We start from the raw sequence: 17,380 nt of genomic DNA, 5'->3' as shown, positions 1-17,380 counted from the left end.
CGCCGAGATGAAAAAGTCTGTCAATACACAAGCGGCGTTAAGCTGTATATTTCGCGTACGATCGGTTGATTTAATGAGTAACCGGGCGTAAACGGCCCGGTTCGCCAAAACCGGGAGGATCACACCGTCTCCAGGCGGGCATAAGCCGCCACCAGCCACTTAATGCCCTGGCCCTGGAAAGCAATCTGCAGCCGGCTGTGCTCGCCGCTGCCCTCGAGGTTTACCACCGTGCCTTCGCCGAACTTCGGATGGCGCACCCGCTGCCCCAGCGTAAAACCGCTGTCGTTCTCACTCAGCGGCGCGCCCATGCGCTGATGGTTGGCCGGACGAGTGACGCTGGCGCGCAGCCGCACTTCCTCTATGCACTCCTCGGGCAGCTCGCCGACAAAACGCGAGGGGCGGTGAAACGCCTCTTTACCGTACAGACGGCGGGTTTCGGCATAGGTAATGGTCAGTTTTTCCATCGCGCGGGTCACGCCCACGTAAGCCAGGCGGCGCTCTTCCTCAAGCCGGCCGCCTTCGTCCAGCGACATTTGGCTGGGAAACATGCCCTCTTCCATGCCGACGATAAACACCTGGCGGAATTCCAGGCCTTTGGCGGAATGCAGGGTCATCAGCTGCACCGCGTCCTGGTTGGCATGGGCCTGTCCTTCCCCCGCCTCCAGCGCGGCATGGGACAAGAACGCCTGCAGCGGCATCAAATCCTGGTCTTCGTCCTGGTAACTGTATTGCCGCGTGGCGGTGACCAGTTCCTCCAGGTTTTCGATGCGCGCCTGCCCTTTCTCGCCCTTCTCCTGTTCATACATGATCCACAGGCCCGAGTTCTTGATCACCCGGTCGGTTTGCACGTGCAGCGGCAGGTCGACGGTTTCTTCCGCCAGGGCGTCCACCAGTTCGATAAAACGCTGCATGGCCGACGCGGCGCGCCCGGCCAACACCCGTTCCTGCAACAGCGCCCGGACAGCCTGCCATAGGGTTAACTGCCGATCGCGGGCGGCCTGGCGCACCACGTCCAGCGTACGGTCGCCGATGCCCCGCGTCGGGGTATTGACCACGCGCTCGAACGCCGCGTCGTCATTACGGTTGGCGATCAGGCGCAGGTACGCCAGTGCGTCCTTGATTTCCTGGCGTTCAAAGAAGCGCTGGCCGCCGTAAATGCGGTAAGGCATGGCATTTTGCAACAGCGCCTCCTCCAGCACGCGGGATTGGGCGTTGCTGCGGTACAGGATGGCGCTATCGCAGAGCGCCCCTCCCGTTTCCTGCCAGGTGCGAATGCGGTTGACCACAAAACGCGCCTCGTCCAGCTCGTTAAACGCGCAGTAGACCGAAATCGGCTCACCCTCGGCGTCCTCGGTCCAGAGATTTTTCCCCAGCCGGCCGCCGTTATGGGCGATCAGGGCATTGGCCGCCTTCAGGATATTGCTGGTGGAGCGGTAGTTCTGCTCCAGGCGCACGGTGTGGGCGCCGGGGAAATCGTCCAGGAAGCGCTGGATATTCTCCACCTGCGCGCCACGCCAGCCGTAGATCGACTGATCGTCGTCGCCGACGATCATCACGTTGCCGCTATCGCCGGCCAGCAGCCTGATCCAGGCATACTGGATGCGGTTGGTATCCTGGAATTCGTCCACCAGGATATTGCTGAAACGCTCGCGGTAGTGTTGCAGGATATGGGGCTTATTCAGCCACAGCTCGTGGGCGCGCAGCAGCAGTTCGGCAAAATCCACCAGGCCCGCGCGATCGCAGGCTTCCTGGTAGGCCTGGTAGATGCGCAGCCAGGTGGCCTCCACCGGATTGCCATAGCTTTCCACATGCTGCGGGCGCAGGCCTTCGTCCTTTTTGCCGCCGATGTACCACATGGCCTGGCGCGGCGGCCACTGCTTCTCGTCGATATTAAGCGCGCGGATAATGCGCCTGAGCAGCCGCAGCTGATCTTCGCTGTCGAGGATCTGGAAATCCTGCGGCAGATTGGCGTCCATATGGTGGGCGCGCAGCAGGCGGTGCGCCAGCCCGTGGAAGGTGCCGATCCACATGCCGCCCTGGGCGGTGCCGATCAGATGCTCGATGCGGTGGCGCATTTCCGCCGCCGCCTTGTTGGTAAAGGTCACCGACAGGATGGAATAAGGCGAGCAGTTTTCCACCGACAGCAGCCAGGCGATACGGTGCACCAGTACCCGCGTTTTGCCGCTGCCCGCGCCGGCCAGGACCAGCAGGTTGCCGCGCGGCGCCGCAACGGCTTCGCGCTGTTTGTCATTCAGGCTGTTAAGCAGATCTGAGACGTCCATAGATGGCCTTTTTTTAAGACGTTAAGATGTCGTGCGGGGCGACAGCGTTAAGGTACTGGTTATTTATACAGACATATTGGGGATTATAACAAGGCTGTCAGGGATGCCAACTGCGAAATTTCAATATGAGGCAACAAACGGGCATCCGGGGCCTGGAAAAAATTGCCGCCGCGGTCGTTTACCCAGCAGGCCTGCATGCCGGAGCTGATGGCGCCGGTTACGTCGGCGGTTAAATCGTCGCCCACATGCAGGATGCTTTGCGGCGGCAATCCCAACTTTTCCGCCGCTATATGATACATGTCCCGGAAAGGTTTGGCGCGTCCGTCGGGGCCGGCGCGCAGCACAAAGGTAAAATATCCGCCCAGTCCGCAGGCCTCGGGGGAGGCATTGCCGTTGGTAATGGCCACCAGCGGCCAGCGCTCGGCCAAGGCGCTCAGGGTCCGGTGGGTGGCGTCGGGCACGTTGATATCGCTGCGCCAGCGGGCAAAACTCGCCATAAAGGCGTCGGCGCCGGCCCGCGCCACGCCGATATCCAGTCCCTGGTTAAGCATGGCCAGTTCGACCGCGCGCCAGCGCCATTGGCTCACGTCATGGTAGATTTCCGGTTCGCGCCGGCGCAGTTCGGCCCTGAGGCGCTGGAAATGACCGGCGTCGAGATCTTTCAACGCCGGATGATAACGTTGCAGGAAAAGCACCGACTCACGCTCGGTACGGGCGATAACCGGACGGTTATCGTACAGGGTGTCGTCTAAATCGAAGGTTAATGCGCGCAGCGCGCGCAGGGGACGATAAAAATGCATCAGGTCTTCCCTCGTTTGGCTCGTGGATGCGCCGCATCGTAAACCAATGCCAGGTGCTGGAAATCAAGATGGGTATAGATCTGGGTGGTGGATAAATTGGCGTGGCCGAGCAGTTCCTGTACCGCGCGCAGGTTGCCGCTGGACTCCAGCATATGGGTGGCAAACGAATGGCGCAGCTTATGCGGATGGACGTGGCTCTCAAGCCCTTGCTTGACGCCCCACTCGGCAAAGCGCTTTTGCACGTTGCGCATGGAAATGCGCTTACCGGTCCTGGCGACAAACACCGCGTTATCCTCGGGGGCGAACAGGGAACGCAGCGCCAGCCAGTGCTCAAGCCAGGCGGTGGCGGTTTTGCCCAGGGGCAGCTTGCGTTCCTTGTTGCCCTTGCCCACCACCCAGACTTCGCCGGCCGCCAGGTCGATATGGCCGCGGTCCAGGTTGACCAGCTCAGCCAGACGCAGTCCGTCGCCGTACATCAGTTCCAGCATGGCGCGGTCCCGTACCGCCAGCGGATCGTCGGTATTGATATCCAGCAGCCGGTTCACTTCATCCACGTCCATGTTTTTCGGCAGATGGCGGCCGCTGCGCGGCGCCGAAACGCCTTTGGCCGGATTGGCTTTCAGTTCGCCGCGACCGACCAGCCAGTCGAGGAAACTGCGCAGCGCCGACAGCCGCAGCGCCAGGCTGGCGGCCTGCAGTCCACGTCGTTTGCTGCGCGTGGTCATCGAGCGGACATGGGTTACGTCCAGATCGCGCCAGGCGGCCAGCCCCAGTTCGTCGGCTATCGCTATCAGGGCGGTTAACTGGTGGTCATAACTGGATTGGGTCAGCGGGCTGAGCTGCCGCTCCACCCGCAGGTAGCGCAAGAACGCATCCACCTCCGGGCGCAACGGCGAGTCCAGGATTGTCATGAGCGTCCGACCCAGCGGTCAATCAGGCCGGGCAGCAGGATGGCCAACTGCTGCAGCAGCACCGTGCCCATGCCGGGCTGGTAATGCTGGCTGTCGCGGCTGGTGAAGGTCAGCACGCCCAAATCGCCTTTTTCCCCCATTAGGGAAATCGCCACCGAGCCGACCTGCCTGGCCTGGGGCAACAGTTGCAGCAATTCGGGGCCGTTCAGGCCGCCCAAATAGTGATTGCCCTGCCCCAGACGCTGGATGCGCAAGGGCTCAAACGCGGTGCGGGAAATGCCCAGATGGGTAAAATCCGACGGGGCGCCGATATACCATTTATCGGTGAACAGCCTAACATGCGCCCCGGACAAGCCCAGGCCGCGCGCCCAGCGCTGCAGGCGGTTTAGCATATCCAGCAGGCTGTCGGCGGCCGCCAGATCGGATTGTAAATGCAGCAGGCGATTAAACAGCCGCTCGTTGGCGGTCGCCTGTTCCATCAACAGGGTAATTTCTTCCTCCAACAGCCGGATATGATTGCGCTGGCGGGCCAGTTGCCATTCCAGCAACGAGACGCTGCCCCGGTTGACGTGGGGCACGCGCATTTGCTCGACCTGGCAGGCATTGCGGATAAAGAAATCCGGGTTTTCCAGCAGAAATTGCGCCACCGTGCTGTCGTCAAGCCGCGCCGCCGTCTCCAGTTGCTCCCCGAGATGCTTCATAGATGTATAAATCCGTCATAGATGTGGGTTGCCGGCCCGGTCATATACAGTGGATTACCCGGCCCTTTCCAACTGATGTCCAACGTGCCGCCCGGCAAATCGACGCTGACGCGCTCCGCCAGCCGCGCCTGCTGGATGCCGACCGCCACCGCCGCGCAGGCGCCGCTGCCGCAGGCCTGGGTTTCGCCGGCGCCGCGCTCGTAGACCCTCAGGCGGATATGCTGCGGGTCGACCACCTGCATAAAGCCGATATTCGCCCGTTCAGGGAAACGTTCGTGATTTTCCATCACCGGCCCCAGCGTCCCCACCGGCGCGGAGTCGACATCATCCACCGTTATCACGCAGTGGGGATTGCCCATGGACACCACGCCGCACAGCACGGTCTGTTCCGCCACCCGCATGATATAGGTCTTTTCGGCCTTGGTGGCGCGGAAAGGCACCGTCTGCGGATCGAAATTCGGCTCACCCATATTGACCCTTACCAGCTCATCGTCGGTAATGGTTAATATCATACGGCCGGTTTGGGTACTGACGTGTATTTCACGTTTGTTGGTTAAACTTTTCATCCGCACAAAACGGGCAAAACACCGCGCGCCGTTGCCGCACTGCGCCACTTCACTGCCGTCGGCGTTAAATATGCGGTAGTGAAAATCCAGTTCCGGGTCGTAGGGAGGCTCCACCACCAACAGTTGGTCAAACCCGACGCCATAATGCCGGTCCGCCAGGCGACGGATCAGCTCCGGCGAAAAGTAGACGTTTTGCGTCACGGCATCCACGACCATAAAGTCGTTTCCCAGACCGTGCATTTTGGAAAACTGCATAATTCACTCCGCTGAGTAATCCTACGCGCAGCATAGCGCGTCTCTAAGGCCGATGCGACTGTATCGCGGTTACGGTTGCACCGTCGCGGACGGCGATGAGGCGCCACTGCCTGGATTTGCGGTTTGCGCCGGCGTCTGCGCCGACGTTGTGGTGAGCTTAGGCTTGGGTTTCGCGGCGGCTTTGTCAGCCGGCGGGTAATACAGCGGACCTTTTAGCCCACACCCGTTCAATCCCAGAACTAAAAACGCCAGCACAACAAGGCGTAAAGGGTTTTTCATGCGGTTAGCTACCTGTTATTCATGCTTTCAGGCTAACTATAATCGCAGTTAGATGCTGAAAAGCAATAGGAATCGAATGCCGGCACTGCCGGGCGCCACGGGTCGGCGAGGGAAAATGCGCACGCTAAACAGTGGCCGCGGCTAGTTTAACCTGGCCTGCTGCTGCAGCGGCGAGGTGTCATGATCATAGGCGGGCGCGCATAAATGGGACAGGACGCTGTTGCGAAACGGCACCACCTGGATGCGGCCGTCCAGCTGCACGATCTGGTAAAACTGCGGCAGGTTGAAGTTGATAAAGCTGGAGCCATAGGTAAAGCGGTCATGGGACGACGAATAAAATCGGCTCACATCGCGCACCAGCTCTTCCTTGCTGCCCTCGCAATGATGATAGGCCTCGACCCGATTGGTCTCATCGAGGATATAAATATTAAAGCCCTGATCGTCGGCGCTGTCTTCAAAAAAGAACTGGATAATGCCTTCGCTGGCAAACCCATCCACCACCGGCGGTAAATGAATTTTTTCCGTTTCCATCTGGATCGACAGCCCGTGCAGCTTGTTGTTGGAAATGGCGCCGTAAAATTCGATGGCGTTTTCCAGTTTTTGCACCGAGACGCTCAGGCGTTCAAAAAACAGTCCCCAGGTCTGGCCGGCCACCCGGACCGCTTTAAAGCGCGCCGGATCCTGGCGGGTGCTGGAAAGGCGCAGCTCGATGCAATCCGCCACCAGCTGTTGCACCCGGGTACGGATCAGGCCGCGCAGATGCTGGCTGTAGCAGAACACCTCCACCGTATCGGGCGGCGCGGCATCCTGATGCATCTTGCCGAGGATGGTTTTCAGCGCTTCCAATACCGCCTGCTCGCCGTTGAAATGCAGGGTACGCACTTCATTCCACGAGTTGCGGTACAGCAGGTCGATACTGCCCACCAGGCACTCCTGCTGCTGGCCGAAGCTGAACACGTCCAGCTTGCGGAAATCAAAATGCACCACCTGGTTGCGGAATACGGCGGTCGGATCGTGTTCAAGGTTGACGATGATCGCCAGGTGACGGATTTCGCAAGGGCTATACAGCGCCTTGGGCGTCGGCGCGGGCACCCGCAGCGGAAAATTGCGCGAGACATCCGCCACCAGTTCCTGCAGCCGGGGCAGATCGCACAGATCGCTGCCCTTGATATGCAACTGGGTCTTTTCGGTCAGCAGGCCGTTAAACCACGCCCAGGCCACCAGCTTGTTCAGGTAGCGGTTATATTCCAGCGGCTGATGGCTGATGATAAATTCCATCGACGGCGACTGGTTATACAGATACCAGCCGGCCCGGTTGGCCCGGCCCTGCGGCACATGGATAAAAGTGAGGTTCGGTTCGGACAGGTCGGGCGAGATCTGCGGGTTAATCAGCGTCACCTTGCCCGGCAGCGCTTCAAACGCCGCGTAGAGTTTACGGGTCAACACGCCGATATCCTGCGGGCTGGCGCTGACGCTCAGGTTATTGCGGCGCGCAAAGCGAATCAGGTTACGGTAGCTTTGCATCATGGCGTCGAGCAATTCGTTATGCGCTTCGCGCACCTGGCCGATTTTCCAGTTGGCGCGGTCGTCGAGCATGCTCAGGCGCGCTTCGTCCCAGCCCCACTCCTTAACCTGCTGGCTAAGGATCTCCCTGCGCCAGACCACGCTTTCAGGCGTCAGGGATAGTTTCTCGCACACTTTCAGGTAAAAGCAGCGCCGCACCAGATCGAGCCGGGTGGTGTCGTTAATCTGGGTCAGGTAATGGGTAACGCGTTCGAGCATCATGCAGTAGGGATCAAGACCGTAGGAAACGATCTCGCCGTCGTGCAAATGCTGCTTGATGGTCATGGCCAGCAGCTGGGTATGGGGATATTCCCAGGAATAGGCTTCCAGCAGCAGGGTCTTGAGCACCGCTTTATAGGGCGAGTCGATGCTTTTATACAGTTGCCACAGGCTGGCGCCGAAATACTCTTCGGCGGACAGCGTGCCCAGGCCGCCCAGATCGAGCCATTCGTTGGGCGTCAGCGCGCCGCGGGCGTACAGCGACATGACGTATTCGTCATAGTGATCTTCTTCGTCGCCCGGCACCATGTTCCACAAAATGCGTTTGCCGGCCATGCGGACCGCGGTGCGGTAGAATTCATCCAGCAGCAGGATATGCTGGGTGGAACCGCAGTCCTCATCGCCGAGGCTGCCGCTTTCGTTATGGCGGAAGCGGTTTTCATCGATCAGGAAGAAGTTGACGTCCACGCCTTTGGCGCCCGCCCATTTTTCCAGCAGCGCGCATTTACGCTGCAGCTGGTAACGTTCTTCGTTATCCAGCCAGGACTGATGACAGACCCAGATATCGAGATCGGAGTTGGCGTTCTGCCCGATGGACGAGGTGCTGCCCATGGAGTAGACCCCGGTGATCGGCCGTTCGCCGCTGGCGGGCGTCACCATCGGCTGCGCGGATTGCCGCTCGATGTCGGCAATCATGGCGGCCTGGCTGTCATCGGACGTGTAGAAGCAAACGCCGCACGGAACGTTACCTTCTAGGTAACCCGGAAGCATTGGATGATGATAATGTAATAAGGTTGGCAGCAGACTGTAGACTTGCTGAAAGGCCGGCCCCATGGCCGCCAAAGCCCGATCCACCCGTAATTGGTTGATCGCGTCCAGTCTCTGTTTCAATGTCTCGATATAGAAGTACAAGACGTCTCGCCTGGTTATTCCGGTGCCTAAGAGCCTATTTCCCTACCCGGCCGGGTTTAGTTTTGAAAAATGGTCGGCCGGTAATTGCTGGAAACGTGATCAATTTAACACCTTGCTGTTTGACCGTAAAGAAAGTTAAGCTACCCGTCAATTATAACACTTTTCCCCGCGGCTACCCTTAATTCCCATTGTTCGGCATTTCACCCGACGCCGCCACCACCGGATCCTGATAACTTACAGCGTTTTACTATCGATGGTAGAATGGTCAGATAATGTGAGCAACGGTAACCCAGAATGCAAGATACCCTGATACGGATCGCCACCCGGCAAAGCCCGCTGGCGCTATGGCAAGCTCGAGATATTCAACGGCAGCTGATGCTTATCCATCCCGCCCTGCGCGTGGAGCTGGTGCCGATGGTGACCCGTGGCGACATTCTGCTGGATACGCCGCTGGCCAAGGTGGGCGGCAAAGGATTATTCGTCAAGGAGCTGGAACGCGCCTTGCTTGACGGCCGCGCCGATATCGCCGTGCACTGCATAAAGGATGTCACGGTCTCGTTTCCCGACGGTTTGGGCCTGGTGACCATCTGCGAGCGCGAGGATCCCCGCGACGCCTTTGTCTCCCCGGCGTACGCCAGTCTGGACGACCTGCCGCCGGGCGCCATTTTAGGCACTTCCAGCCTGCGCCGGCAGTGCCAGATGCGGGAACGACGGCCGGACCTGGTGATCCGCGATTTGCGCGGCAACGTGGGTACGCGCCTGGCCAAGCTGGACCGGGGCGAATACGATGCGATCATCCTGGCGGTGGCCGGCCTGAAACGCCTGGATCTCATCGATCGCATTCGTCAGCCGCTGGAACCTGAACTGTGCCTGCCCGCCGTCGGCCAGGGCGCGCTGGGCATAGAATGCCGGCTGGACGACAGCCGCACCCGCGCGCTGCTGGCCCCGCTGCATCACCGCGCCACCGCCGTCCGCATCAGCGCCGAACGCGCCATGAACGCCCGTCTGGACGGTGGTTGCCAGGTACCCATCGGCAGCTACGCCGAAATCCAGGGCGACCAGCTCTGGCTGCGCGCGCTGGTGGGCAGCCCCGACGGCAGCCGTGTGATTCGCGCCGAGCGCAGCGCGCCCCTGGATCAGGCTGAAGATTTGGGTATCCGGCTTGCGGAGGAACTGCTTAAACTGGGCGCCGGGGAGATTTTGGATCAGGTTTACTCCCCGGAAAACCCAGGGAATGCGCCGCAATGAGCATCCTGGTGACCCGCCCGTCGCCCGCCGGCGAAGAGCTGGTGAATCGCCTGCGGGTACGGGGCCGGTCCGCCTGGCACCTGCCGCTGATTGATTTTGCCCCGGGCGATGAACTGGCGCTGCTGCCCGGACGCCTGGCGGCGCTGCTGCCGGACGATCTGGTGTTTATCGTGTCGAAACACGCGGTCAATTATGCCCACCCGTTCCTGACCCGCCGGGGCCAGTCCTGGCCGGAGTCGCTGAAATATTTCGCGGTCGGGCGCACCAGCGGGTTGCTGATGCACACCGTCTCCGGCCTGCCGGTGGACTATCCCCGCGACGACGAAAGCAGCGAACATCTGCTGCGCCTGCCTTCACTACAGCGCGTCACCGGGCGGCGGGCGCTGATCCTGCGCGGCAACGGCGGGCGGGAAGTGCTGGAGGAGACGTTGCGTCAGCGTGGCGTCGAGGTCGGTTATTGTGAATGCTACCAGCGCAGCCCGGTGCATTACGACGGCGAGCAGCAAAGCCGCCGCTGCCAGCAGTTGGGCATCAATACTTTGATCATTACCAGCGGCGAAATGTTACAACAATTCTATACTTTAATTCCTGAGTACTATCGCGCCTCGTGGCTGTTGCAATGCCGGCTGGTGGTGGTGAGTGAACGAATCGGGACATTAGCCCGCGAATTGGGCTGGACGGACATCGTCGTAGCAAACGCGGCAGACAACGATGCGCTTATGCGTGTGCTGCTCTAAATCTAATCATGGGATAGGCCAATATGACGGAACACACTACTCCAACGACTCCGCAGGAAGACGCAACCCGGGCGGCGGAGATCCCGACGTCCTCGTCATCCGCGCCCGGCGGCACGGCGGCGGGAACAACCAAGGCCAAACCCGCGAGCGGAGCGACGTTACCCCCCGGCGGCAAGGCGAAGGCCGTGCCCGGCGATAAAAAACCCTACGGCGCGATCCTGGCGGCCATCGCCATTATCCTGGCCCTGCTGCTGGCCGCCGCGCTGTACATGTACGGCGCCCGGCAGGCGAAAACACAGAATGCGTTGAATCAACAGCTGCAATCCCGCGTCGAGGCGTTGCAGCAGACACAGCAACAGCAGCAACAACAGTCCCAGGCGGCGTTGCAGCAGCAGGGCCTGGCGCTTGGCGCCGCGCAGCAGCTGGCGGCCACCCAGGCTCGGCAGCTGGACGAACTGCGCGATAAGGTCGCCACCATTTCCGGTTCCGATGCCAATACCTGGCTGTTGGCCCAGGCGGATTTCCTGGTCAAGCAGGCCGGACGTAAGCTCTGGAACGACCAGGATATCGTCACCGCCGGCGCGCTGTTGAAAAGCGCCGACGCCAGCCTGGCGGACATGAACGATCCCAGCCTGATGAACGTCCGTCGCGCTATTACCGAGGATATTGCCGCGCTTTCAGGCGTCAGCCAGGTGGATTTTGACGGGATTATTCTGAAAGTGAACCAGCTGTCGAACCAGGTGGACAACCTGCGCCTGGCCGACAACGACAGCGATGAGTCCCCCATGGACAGCGACGGCGGCAGCGAGTTGTCCGGCTCAGTACGCGAATGGCGGCAAAACCTCAGCAAAAGCTGGCATAACTTTATGAACGACTTTATTACCATCCGCCGCCGCGATACCAGCGCCGAGCCGCTGCTGGCGCCTAACCAGGATATCTACCTGCGTGAAAATATCCGCTCGCGCCTGTTGATCGCCGCGCAGGCCGTGCCCCGGCATCAGAATGAAGTTTACCGGCAGTCGCTGGAGAGCGTATCCACCTGGGTGCGCGCGTATTTTGACGCCGATGACGCCAACACCCGCGCCTTTCTCGCCGAGCTGGACGATCTGGGCCAGCAGAATATCACCATGGACGTGCCGGCGCAGCTAAGCAGCCAGCCGCTGCTGGAAAAACTGGTGCAGACGCGCGTGCGCAACCTGCTGGCGCAGCCGTCGGCCGCGACCGCAGACGCCCCCGCGGCCACCCCCGCCGGCCAGGGAGAATAAACGATGCTACGCGTATTGCTGCTGTTCATCCTGTTGATTGCCGGGATTGTTATCGGCCCGATTGTCGCCGGGCATCAGGGCTATGTGCTGATCCAGACCGATAACTACAATATCGAAACCAGCGTGACCGGCCTGGTCATTATTTTGATCGTGACGCTGGTGGCGCTATTTATCGTCGAGTGGGTATTGCGGCGGATTTTCCGTACCGGCGCGCGCACCCGCCGCTGGTTCCTGGTGCGTAAAAACCATCGCGCCCGCAAACATACCAAGGCCGCGCTGATGAAGCTGGCGGAAGGCGATTACCGGCAGGTCGAGAAACTGCTGACCCGCAACGCCGACCACGCCGACCAGCCGGTGGTCAACTACCTGTTGGCCGCCGAGGCGGCGCAGCAGCGGGGCGACGATATCCGCGCCAACCAGCATCTGGAGCGGGCCATGGAAGCGGCGGATAACGATCAGCTGCCGGTGGACATCACCCGGGTGCGTATCCAGCTGGCGCGCAACGAAAACCATGCCGCCCGCCACGGCGCCGATCGTTTACTGGAAATTGCCCCGCGTCATCCGGAGGTGCTGCGCCTCGCCGAGCAGGCGTTTATCCGCACCCGCGCCTGGCAGGCGCTGCTGGATATCCTGCCGGCCATGCGCAAGGTCCGGGTCTATGACGAGAGCAAGATCCAGGCGCTGGAGCACCAAGCCTATAGCGGGCTGATGGATCAGATCATGGAGAACGAGGGCAGCGAGGGGCTGAATGGCTGGTGGCGCAACCAAAGCCGCCATACCCGTAACGATACCCGGCTGCAGGTGGCCCTGGCGGAACATTTGATCGTCTGCAACGACCATGAAATCGCCCAGGATATTATCGTCAAGGGGCTGAAGAACCACTACAATGAACAGCTGCTGCTATTGCTGCCGCGCCTGAAAACCGGCGATCCGGAGCAGTTGGAGAAAGTGCTGCGCCAGCAGGTTAAGCAACAGGGCGCGTCGCCGTTGCTTAACAGCACCATGGGGCAGCTATTGATGAAGCGCGGGGAATGGCAGCCCGCCGCCGACGCTTTCCGCGCCGCGCTGGCCCAGCGTCCGGATGCCCACGACTACGCCTGGCTGGCCGACGTGCTGGACCGCCTGCGCCTGCCGGAAGAAGCCACGCAGATGCGTCAGGAATCCCTCAACCTGTCGCTGAACTCACCGCAGCAGGCGCAACCGGTGCTGCAACCGGAGCCGCCGCTGCATCCCCTGCCATAGTTAACCGCCGTTTATTGCCAAAAAAAAACACTTGCCATCACGGCAAGTGTTTAACAAAGTCAGGTCATAAGACAACAGTTTGGCGCCTCACTCAACGTTTTGTCCGAAGGTTCTGATGAGGTACTCATCAAGGAGCTGGACAATAGGCGCCACAAATTTGGCTCTGCGTCATTCCGGGATTTATGAGGCGTAAACGCGAACATAAGGGGTGGAATGAGCATCTACAGTGAAGATAATGCAGTTTACGTGCCAAGATAGTATGGGCGGCTGGCGGATTTTGCCGCCGGAATGCGCCGCCCTGAGGCCTGCTGATATCAGCATTTCTTAATGTATTGATAAATTTGCAATTAATATCAAAATTGCCGCTGACGGCCCCCACGCAATAACTGCTGGCAAGGGGAGTTTAAGCGATTAATTTTTCATTAATCGCGGCCCGGGTATTGTTGCCGCGGGCAGGGACCGGGGATTATGTTACCCATAAGCGACACTATTAGATTGAATTTAATATGTTTAATAAATTCAGTGAGATAAACGTCTCCTTTCCGCGACAGGTCATGCCGGATTATAGGTTAGCGCCATACCGTGCCATCCGCCTCGCGCCCGGCGGCGGGATAAGGCGGCCACACCCGTTGGCAAGAGTACGCTGGATCTGCGCCAGATAGGGCGCCCCGGCCCGATCGGCGGGCAGCAGGCAGCCAGCGAATCGCGCAGGACAAGCTAATCAACCGGCGACGCTCCGATTTATCGCCTCAAGGCAGCAGCAGGAAGATACCCAGGGCATAGCCAGCCTAACTGTGTCAAGGCGGCAATGGCGCTGGTTTTGTTGCGTGACGTGAAAACCGGCCGCCAGGGTCGCCAGCAGCGGCTGGTTGCAATAGTTATTGGCGACCACCAATCCCGCCGTTAGCGCCATGATCCATAAAGTAAAACGTTGCATAGCCCCTGCTCCCGATCGACATATTTCATAATATGAAATAGACGACCATCAATTGCACCCAGCTTCTCCTTCCAGCCACACCCGTATCGGCAAAGCGGAGCAAAAGGCCATCGTTGCGTCCGCCATCGGCAACGCATCGCGCTGCCTGACCTGGGGGTATTCGGCTTTTTTGCCGCGGTTATCGGCACGCAGTCTTTTCCCAGCGATAATCCGGTGATTTCAACCCTGAGCAGCTTCGCCATCTTTGCCCTTGGCTTCCTGATGCGCCTTTGGGGTCAACGCCGCGCCAGGTTCGCCGAGGTGGCGACCTGGGGATGGCGGCCGGGTAGCCGATCGCTTGGGCGCAAAAGCGCGTTTACTCTTAATAGCTCTAATAGCTCTTAGCGAATACTTATTTTTAAGCCAGACGTTCATAGATTGGCAAAGGACAATAATAATATGCGTAAGACAGGCAAGATAGCTGGAAGGTTTGGAATGAAGTACGAGTTTTAATGAGTACGGTAAAAAGCTTTCTGATATATGTCGCACACAGTGGAACAATATAAATATAGCGAGAACAATCCCAATATATTTATTAATCTTTAAATTTGGAGATAAATTAAAGCCTATCACCTCATATATGATATTATGGCAGGTAATAATCAAATTAATCATAGACATGCCCCACCGGTCCCAAACCGCCATGGGGCATCGCCGCTCAGGCTAAATATATAACGACTTCTCGCCCAGCGGCCGGGTCTTGAACCGCCGGTGCAGCCATAAATACTGGCCCGGGGCTTTCATGATTTCAGCTTCGATCACCCGGTTAACATAGTTGGCCGCCGCCACGTTATCGTCGTAGGGGTAGTTTTGCAGCTCCGGCGAAATAATCAATTGGTAACCCAACCCGTCGGGTTTGCGGATGACTACCGCGGTAACCAGCTTCGGCCGAGCCAGTTTGGCGATGGTAAAGGTACCGTTGGTGGTGGCGGTTTGATCGACGCCGAAAAAGGGTACAAATACGCTGCCTTTCGGGCCGTTATCCTGATCGGGAGCAAACCAGACCACGCCGCCGCGTTTTAACGTATGCACCATGCACACCAGTTTTTTGCGGCTGACCAGGCTATTGCCCGATCGGGAACGACCCCATTTTTGCACCAGCTCCATAATTTTACTGTTATGGGGGCGATACATCACGGTCATGGGTTTACAGTGGCCTAAAATACGAAAATGCAGCTCCAGCGTCATAAAATGCACGCCAATGACAATCACCCCGTTTTGTTCTTTCTCTGGCGATGCATCCAGGTTTTCCAGGCCAACCACATCAAACCATTTTTTAATGCGCCGGTCGGGCCAAAACCATGCCATGCCCGTTTCCATCAGGCCCATGCCGAGGGACGAAAAATTATCAGCCAGCTTCAGGTTGATTTGATCCGGCTCGATAGCGGGAAAGCTGAGCTCAAGGTTACGCTTGGCAATGGAGACGCGTCTTTTCAAAAAACGCATGGACAGCAGGCCCATGCGGCCGCCAAGACGCAACAATAGCGGGTAAGGCAGCAGCACCAATAAATACAGGACGCCGAGACCCAGCCACAGTAGCCAGTATCTGGGATGCATATAACTTAACGGCGTTAGCCAACGTTGGATCATAATAATTGTTCCGAAGCACAGGCGGCGTCGAGAATTTGGCAGGAGTAATAACTGAGGTTATTACTTTCCGCAATGAGCTTATCCAGGGTAATGAACTCTCGCCGCGACAGCGCATTAACTGGCATCCAATTTAAAAAACAGATTCTTCAGGCTTTTGATCCGGTGCCAAAACAAAAACTAGAAATACAGCCGGGTTAACATTAACCATTTTATTTTACAGAAAAAAGACAAGCTATCACGACCTGGTGCTTTTAAACAGCCCACGCATTGTCTGGTATAATAATTTCCTCTGGCTTCTGATTACTAAGACAGCCGCGACCAAAGATAATTCATTAAGCTGTTTAATCTATCATTCCTAAAATAACGTTTAAAAGATAAAAAATTTAAACCTGTCACCACCACAATCAGACCAGGCGGCGCCAGGCAGGCCTTGGGCTATCTCGCTCCCCCGTCCGGCAACGCCTGCCGGGGGATTCGATTAACCACCGTCAGCCAATTATCAGGCCGACAGCGTCCTTTGCCTTTGCTCGCCCAAACCTTCGACGCCCAAACGCATGGTCTGGCCCGCGCGCAGGAAAATCGCCTCCGGCTTATGTCCCATGCCCACGCCGGGCGGGGTGCCGGTGGCGATAATATCTCCGGTCTGGAGGCTCATAAAACGGCTCAGGTAGCTGATAATATGCCTGACGCCAAAAATCATGGTGCCGGTATTACCGTTCTGGTAACGCGTGCCGTCCACCTCCAGCCACAGGTTCAGCGCCTGCGGGTCGGCAATTTCATCCGCCGTAACCAGCCACGGACCGATGGGGCCAAACGTATCGCAGCCCTTGCCTTTATCCCAGGTGCCGCCGCGTTCGATTTGCCACTCACGCTCGGAAATATCGTTCACCACGCAATAGCCGGCCACGTGGCCCATGGCATCCCGCTCGTCGATATAACGTCCGCCCTGCCCGATGATAACGCCAAGCTCAACTTCCCAGTCGGTCTTATGCGACTGGCGGGGGATAAGCACATCGTCATTGGGACCGTTGATGGCGCTGACCCATTTGTTAAATACGATAGGTTCCTTGGGAATAGCCGCCCCGGTTTCCGCCGCATGGTCGGCGTAATTCAGGCCGATGCAGACAAATTTACCCACCTGGCCGACGCAGGGCCCCAATCTCGGCTGGCCGTCGACCAGCGGTAGCCGCGTTACATCAAGCGCGCGGAGTTTATCAAGCGAGGCGGGTAGCAGCGCGGCGCCGCCGATATCGGTAATATGCGCGGCCAGGCTACGGATGCGGCCCCCGTTATCCAGGATGCCGGGGCGTTCCTCGCCGGGCAGGCCATAACGCAATAATTTCATTATCAACTCCAGGTTTTTTGAGATGCCAACGGATAAAAATCTTATGCCTCGCAGCGCGTTCCGGCCATCAAAAAAACCTGGCATATCTAAATTGTATGAAGAAGATCACTTAACCCAGGCTTTATGCCATGTGACAATCCGTGCTGGAAACGTGCAGCGATACTGAAGATTTATTACGGCATCGCTTAACGGGAACCGCTAAGCAGGCAAACCATCTAAACCGGATTGAAACATCCTGAATATAACGTCTGTTTTTTTGGTCATTTTCTTGATTTATTTTTGGGTTGGATTATGCTCATGGCGTTTAATCTTCCAAGAAATGGCATTAAATAACCTTCAACATATCAATGTATTTATCATGCGCAATATTCAGCTCTTTAGTCTTTATTTATTATTATCCTTAGCACTGTCCGCTATAAAATAACAGCGACTATCGGACCTGTGCGTTTTTTATTTCTGAGTCCTTCAATAAATACTCACTATCCACAC

The 17,380-nt window shown here is 58.3% G+C and carries 15 protein-coding genes; 4 read left to right on the top strand and 11 right to left on the bottom strand.

Annotated features, from left to right (window positions below):
* Positions 1–119: 119 nt before the first annotated feature.
* From uvrD to GRH90_RS16885, 7 genes are all read right to left on the bottom strand, one after another.
* A complete protein-coding gene (uvrD, locus tag GRH90_RS16915) occupies positions 120–2,282 on the bottom strand; it encodes a DNA helicase II (protein ID WP_162367136.1) in 2,163 nt (720 codons plus the stop codon).
* 83 nt (positions 2,283–2,365) lie between these two features.
* Positions 2,366–3,082 (bottom strand): 5-amino-6-(5-phospho-D-ribitylamino)uracil phosphatase YigB, encoded by a 717-nt coding sequence (yigB, locus tag GRH90_RS16910; protein ID WP_162367135.1) that lies wholly within the window; start codon positions 3,080–3,082, stop codon positions 2,366–2,368.
* A complete protein-coding gene (gene xerC / locus GRH90_RS16905) occupies positions 3,082–3,993 on the bottom strand; it encodes a tyrosine recombinase XerC (RefSeq protein ID WP_162367134.1) in 912 nt (303 codons plus the stop codon). Before xerC ends, yigB begins: the two co-directional genes overlap by 1 nt.
* Positions 3,990–4,694, bottom strand: a complete 705-nt coding sequence (locus GRH90_RS16900) for a DUF484 domain-containing protein (RefSeq protein WP_162367133.1) — start codon at positions 4,692–4,694, stop codon at positions 3,990–3,992. The genes xerC and GRH90_RS16900 overlap by 4 nt, the downstream gene beginning before the upstream one ends.
* Positions 4,691–5,515 (bottom strand): diaminopimelate epimerase, encoded by an 825-nt coding sequence (gene dapF, locus GRH90_RS16895; RefSeq protein WP_162367132.1) that lies wholly within the window; start codon positions 5,513–5,515, stop codon positions 4,691–4,693. The genes GRH90_RS16900 and dapF overlap by 4 nt, the downstream gene beginning before the upstream one ends.
* Positions 5,516–5,584: 69 nt before the next feature.
* Positions 5,585–5,794, bottom strand: coding sequence for an LPS translocon maturation chaperone LptM (gene lptM, locus GRH90_RS16890; protein ID WP_162367131.1), 210 nt, complete (start codon positions 5,792–5,794; stop codon positions 5,585–5,587).
* Positions 5,795–5,935: 141 nt separating this feature from the next.
* Complete coding sequence (locus GRH90_RS16885; protein ID WP_162367130.1) at positions 5,936–8,488, bottom strand: class I adenylate cyclase; 2,553 nt, start codon at positions 8,486–8,488, stop codon at positions 5,936–5,938.
* Positions 8,489–8,782: 294 nt separating this feature from the next.
* On the opposite strand from GRH90_RS16885, the gene hemC reads away from it, so the two are divergent.
* From hemC to hemY, 4 genes are read left to right on the top strand one after another with little or no spacing between them, the layout of a single operon-like run.
* Positions 8,783–9,736, top strand: coding sequence for a hydroxymethylbilane synthase (hemC, locus tag GRH90_RS16880; protein WP_162367129.1), 954 nt, complete (start codon positions 8,783–8,785; stop codon positions 9,734–9,736).
* The gene (hemD, locus tag GRH90_RS16875) at positions 9,733–10,473 is read left to right on the top strand and encodes a uroporphyrinogen-III synthase (RefSeq protein WP_162367128.1); all 741 of its coding nucleotides are present in this window, start codon (positions 9,733–9,735) and stop codon (positions 10,471–10,473) included. The genes hemC and hemD overlap by 4 nt, the downstream gene beginning before the upstream one ends.
* A gap of 23 nt (positions 10,474–10,496) precedes the next feature.
* A complete protein-coding gene (gene hemX / locus GRH90_RS16870; RefSeq protein WP_162367127.1) occupies positions 10,497–11,738 on the top strand; it encodes a uroporphyrinogen-III C-methyltransferase in 1,242 nt (413 codons plus the stop codon).
* 3 nt (positions 11,739–11,741) lie between these two features.
* Positions 11,742–12,980, top strand: a complete 1,239-nt coding sequence (gene hemY / locus GRH90_RS16865) for a protoheme IX biogenesis protein HemY (protein ID WP_162367126.1) — start codon at positions 11,742–11,744, stop codon at positions 12,978–12,980.
* Between the two features lie 721 nt (positions 12,981–13,701).
* Here the strand turns inward: hemY and GRH90_RS16860 are convergent.
* From GRH90_RS16860 to GRH90_RS16845, 4 genes are all read right to left on the bottom strand, one after another.
* On the bottom strand, positions 13,702–13,917 hold the full coding sequence (locus GRH90_RS16860) for an MFS transporter (protein WP_162367125.1): 216 nt from the start codon (positions 13,915–13,917) through the stop codon (positions 13,702–13,704).
* A 219-nt stretch (positions 13,918–14,136) separates the two neighbouring features.
* Positions 14,137–14,571, bottom strand: a complete 435-nt coding sequence (locus GRH90_RS16855; protein ID WP_162367124.1) for a hypothetical protein — start codon at positions 14,569–14,571, stop codon at positions 14,137–14,139.
* A gap of 48 nt (positions 14,572–14,619) precedes the next feature.
* On the bottom strand, positions 14,620–15,546 hold the full coding sequence (gene lpxL, locus GRH90_RS16850; RefSeq protein ID WP_162367123.1) for an LpxL/LpxP family Kdo(2)-lipid IV(A) lauroyl/palmitoleoyl acyltransferase: 927 nt from the start codon (positions 15,544–15,546) through the stop codon (positions 14,620–14,622).
* Positions 15,547–16,045: 499 nt separating this feature from the next.
* Positions 16,046–16,891 (bottom strand): fumarylacetoacetate hydrolase family protein, encoded by an 846-nt coding sequence (locus GRH90_RS16845; RefSeq protein WP_162367122.1) that lies wholly within the window; start codon positions 16,889–16,891, stop codon positions 16,046–16,048.
* Positions 16,892–17,380: the final 489 nt, after the last annotated feature.

It is taken from the genome of Acerihabitans arboris, assembly GCF_010131535.1.
In the GTDB taxonomy this organism is placed as follows: domain Bacteria; phylum Pseudomonadota; class Gammaproteobacteria; order Enterobacterales; family Enterobacteriaceae; genus Acerihabitans; species Acerihabitans arboris.
This window is presented reverse-complemented; position numbering and strand designations above follow the sequence as displayed.

What these genes read in the sequence shown, in the direction of transcription:
- dapF (WP_162367132.1), bottom strand. Translation starts at nt 5,515, where the DNA reads ATGCAGTTTTCCAAAATGCACGGTCTGGGAAACGACTTTATGGTCGTG.
- hemD (WP_162367128.1), top strand. Translation starts at nt 9,733, where the DNA reads ATGAGCATCCTGGTGACCCGCCCGTCGCCCGCCGGCGAAGAGCTGGTG.
- GRH90_RS16855 (WP_162367124.1), bottom strand. Translation starts at nt 14,571, where the DNA reads ATGATTAATTTGATTATTACCTGCCATAATATCATATATGAGGTGATA.
- lpxL (WP_162367123.1), bottom strand. Translation starts at nt 15,546, where the DNA reads ATGATCCAACGTTGGCTAACGCCGTTAAGTTATATGCATCCCAGATAC.
- uvrD (WP_162367136.1), bottom strand. Translation starts at nt 2,282, where the DNA reads ATGGACGTCTCAGATCTGCTTAACAGCCTGAATGACAAACAGCGCGAA.
- yigB (WP_162367135.1), bottom strand. Translation starts at nt 3,082, where the DNA reads ATGCATTTTTATCGTCCCCTGCGCGCGCTGCGCGCATTAACCTTCGAT.
- hemY (WP_162367126.1), top strand. Translation starts at nt 11,742, where the DNA reads ATGCTACGCGTATTGCTGCTGTTCATCCTGTTGATTGCCGGGATTGTT.
- hemX (WP_162367127.1), top strand. Translation starts at nt 10,497, where the DNA reads ATGACGGAACACACTACTCCAACGACTCCGCAGGAAGACGCAACCCGG.
- GRH90_RS16900 (WP_162367133.1), bottom strand. Translation starts at nt 4,694, where the DNA reads ATGAAGCATCTCGGGGAGCAACTGGAGACGGCGGCGCGGCTTGACGAC.
- GRH90_RS16860 (WP_162367125.1), bottom strand. Translation starts at nt 13,917, where the DNA reads ATGCAACGTTTTACTTTATGGATCATGGCGCTAACGGCGGGATTGGTG.
- xerC (WP_162367134.1), bottom strand. Translation starts at nt 3,993, where the DNA reads ATGACAATCCTGGACTCGCCGTTGCGCCCGGAGGTGGATGCGTTCTTG.
- GRH90_RS16845 (WP_162367122.1), bottom strand. Translation starts at nt 16,891, where the DNA reads ATGAAATTATTGCGTTATGGCCTGCCCGGCGAGGAACGCCCCGGCATC.
- lptM (WP_162367131.1), bottom strand. Translation starts at nt 5,794, where the DNA reads ATGAAAAACCCTTTACGCCTTGTTGTGCTGGCGTTTTTAGTTCTGGGA.
- hemC (WP_162367129.1), top strand. Translation starts at nt 8,783, where the DNA reads ATGCAAGATACCCTGATACGGATCGCCACCCGGCAAAGCCCGCTGGCG.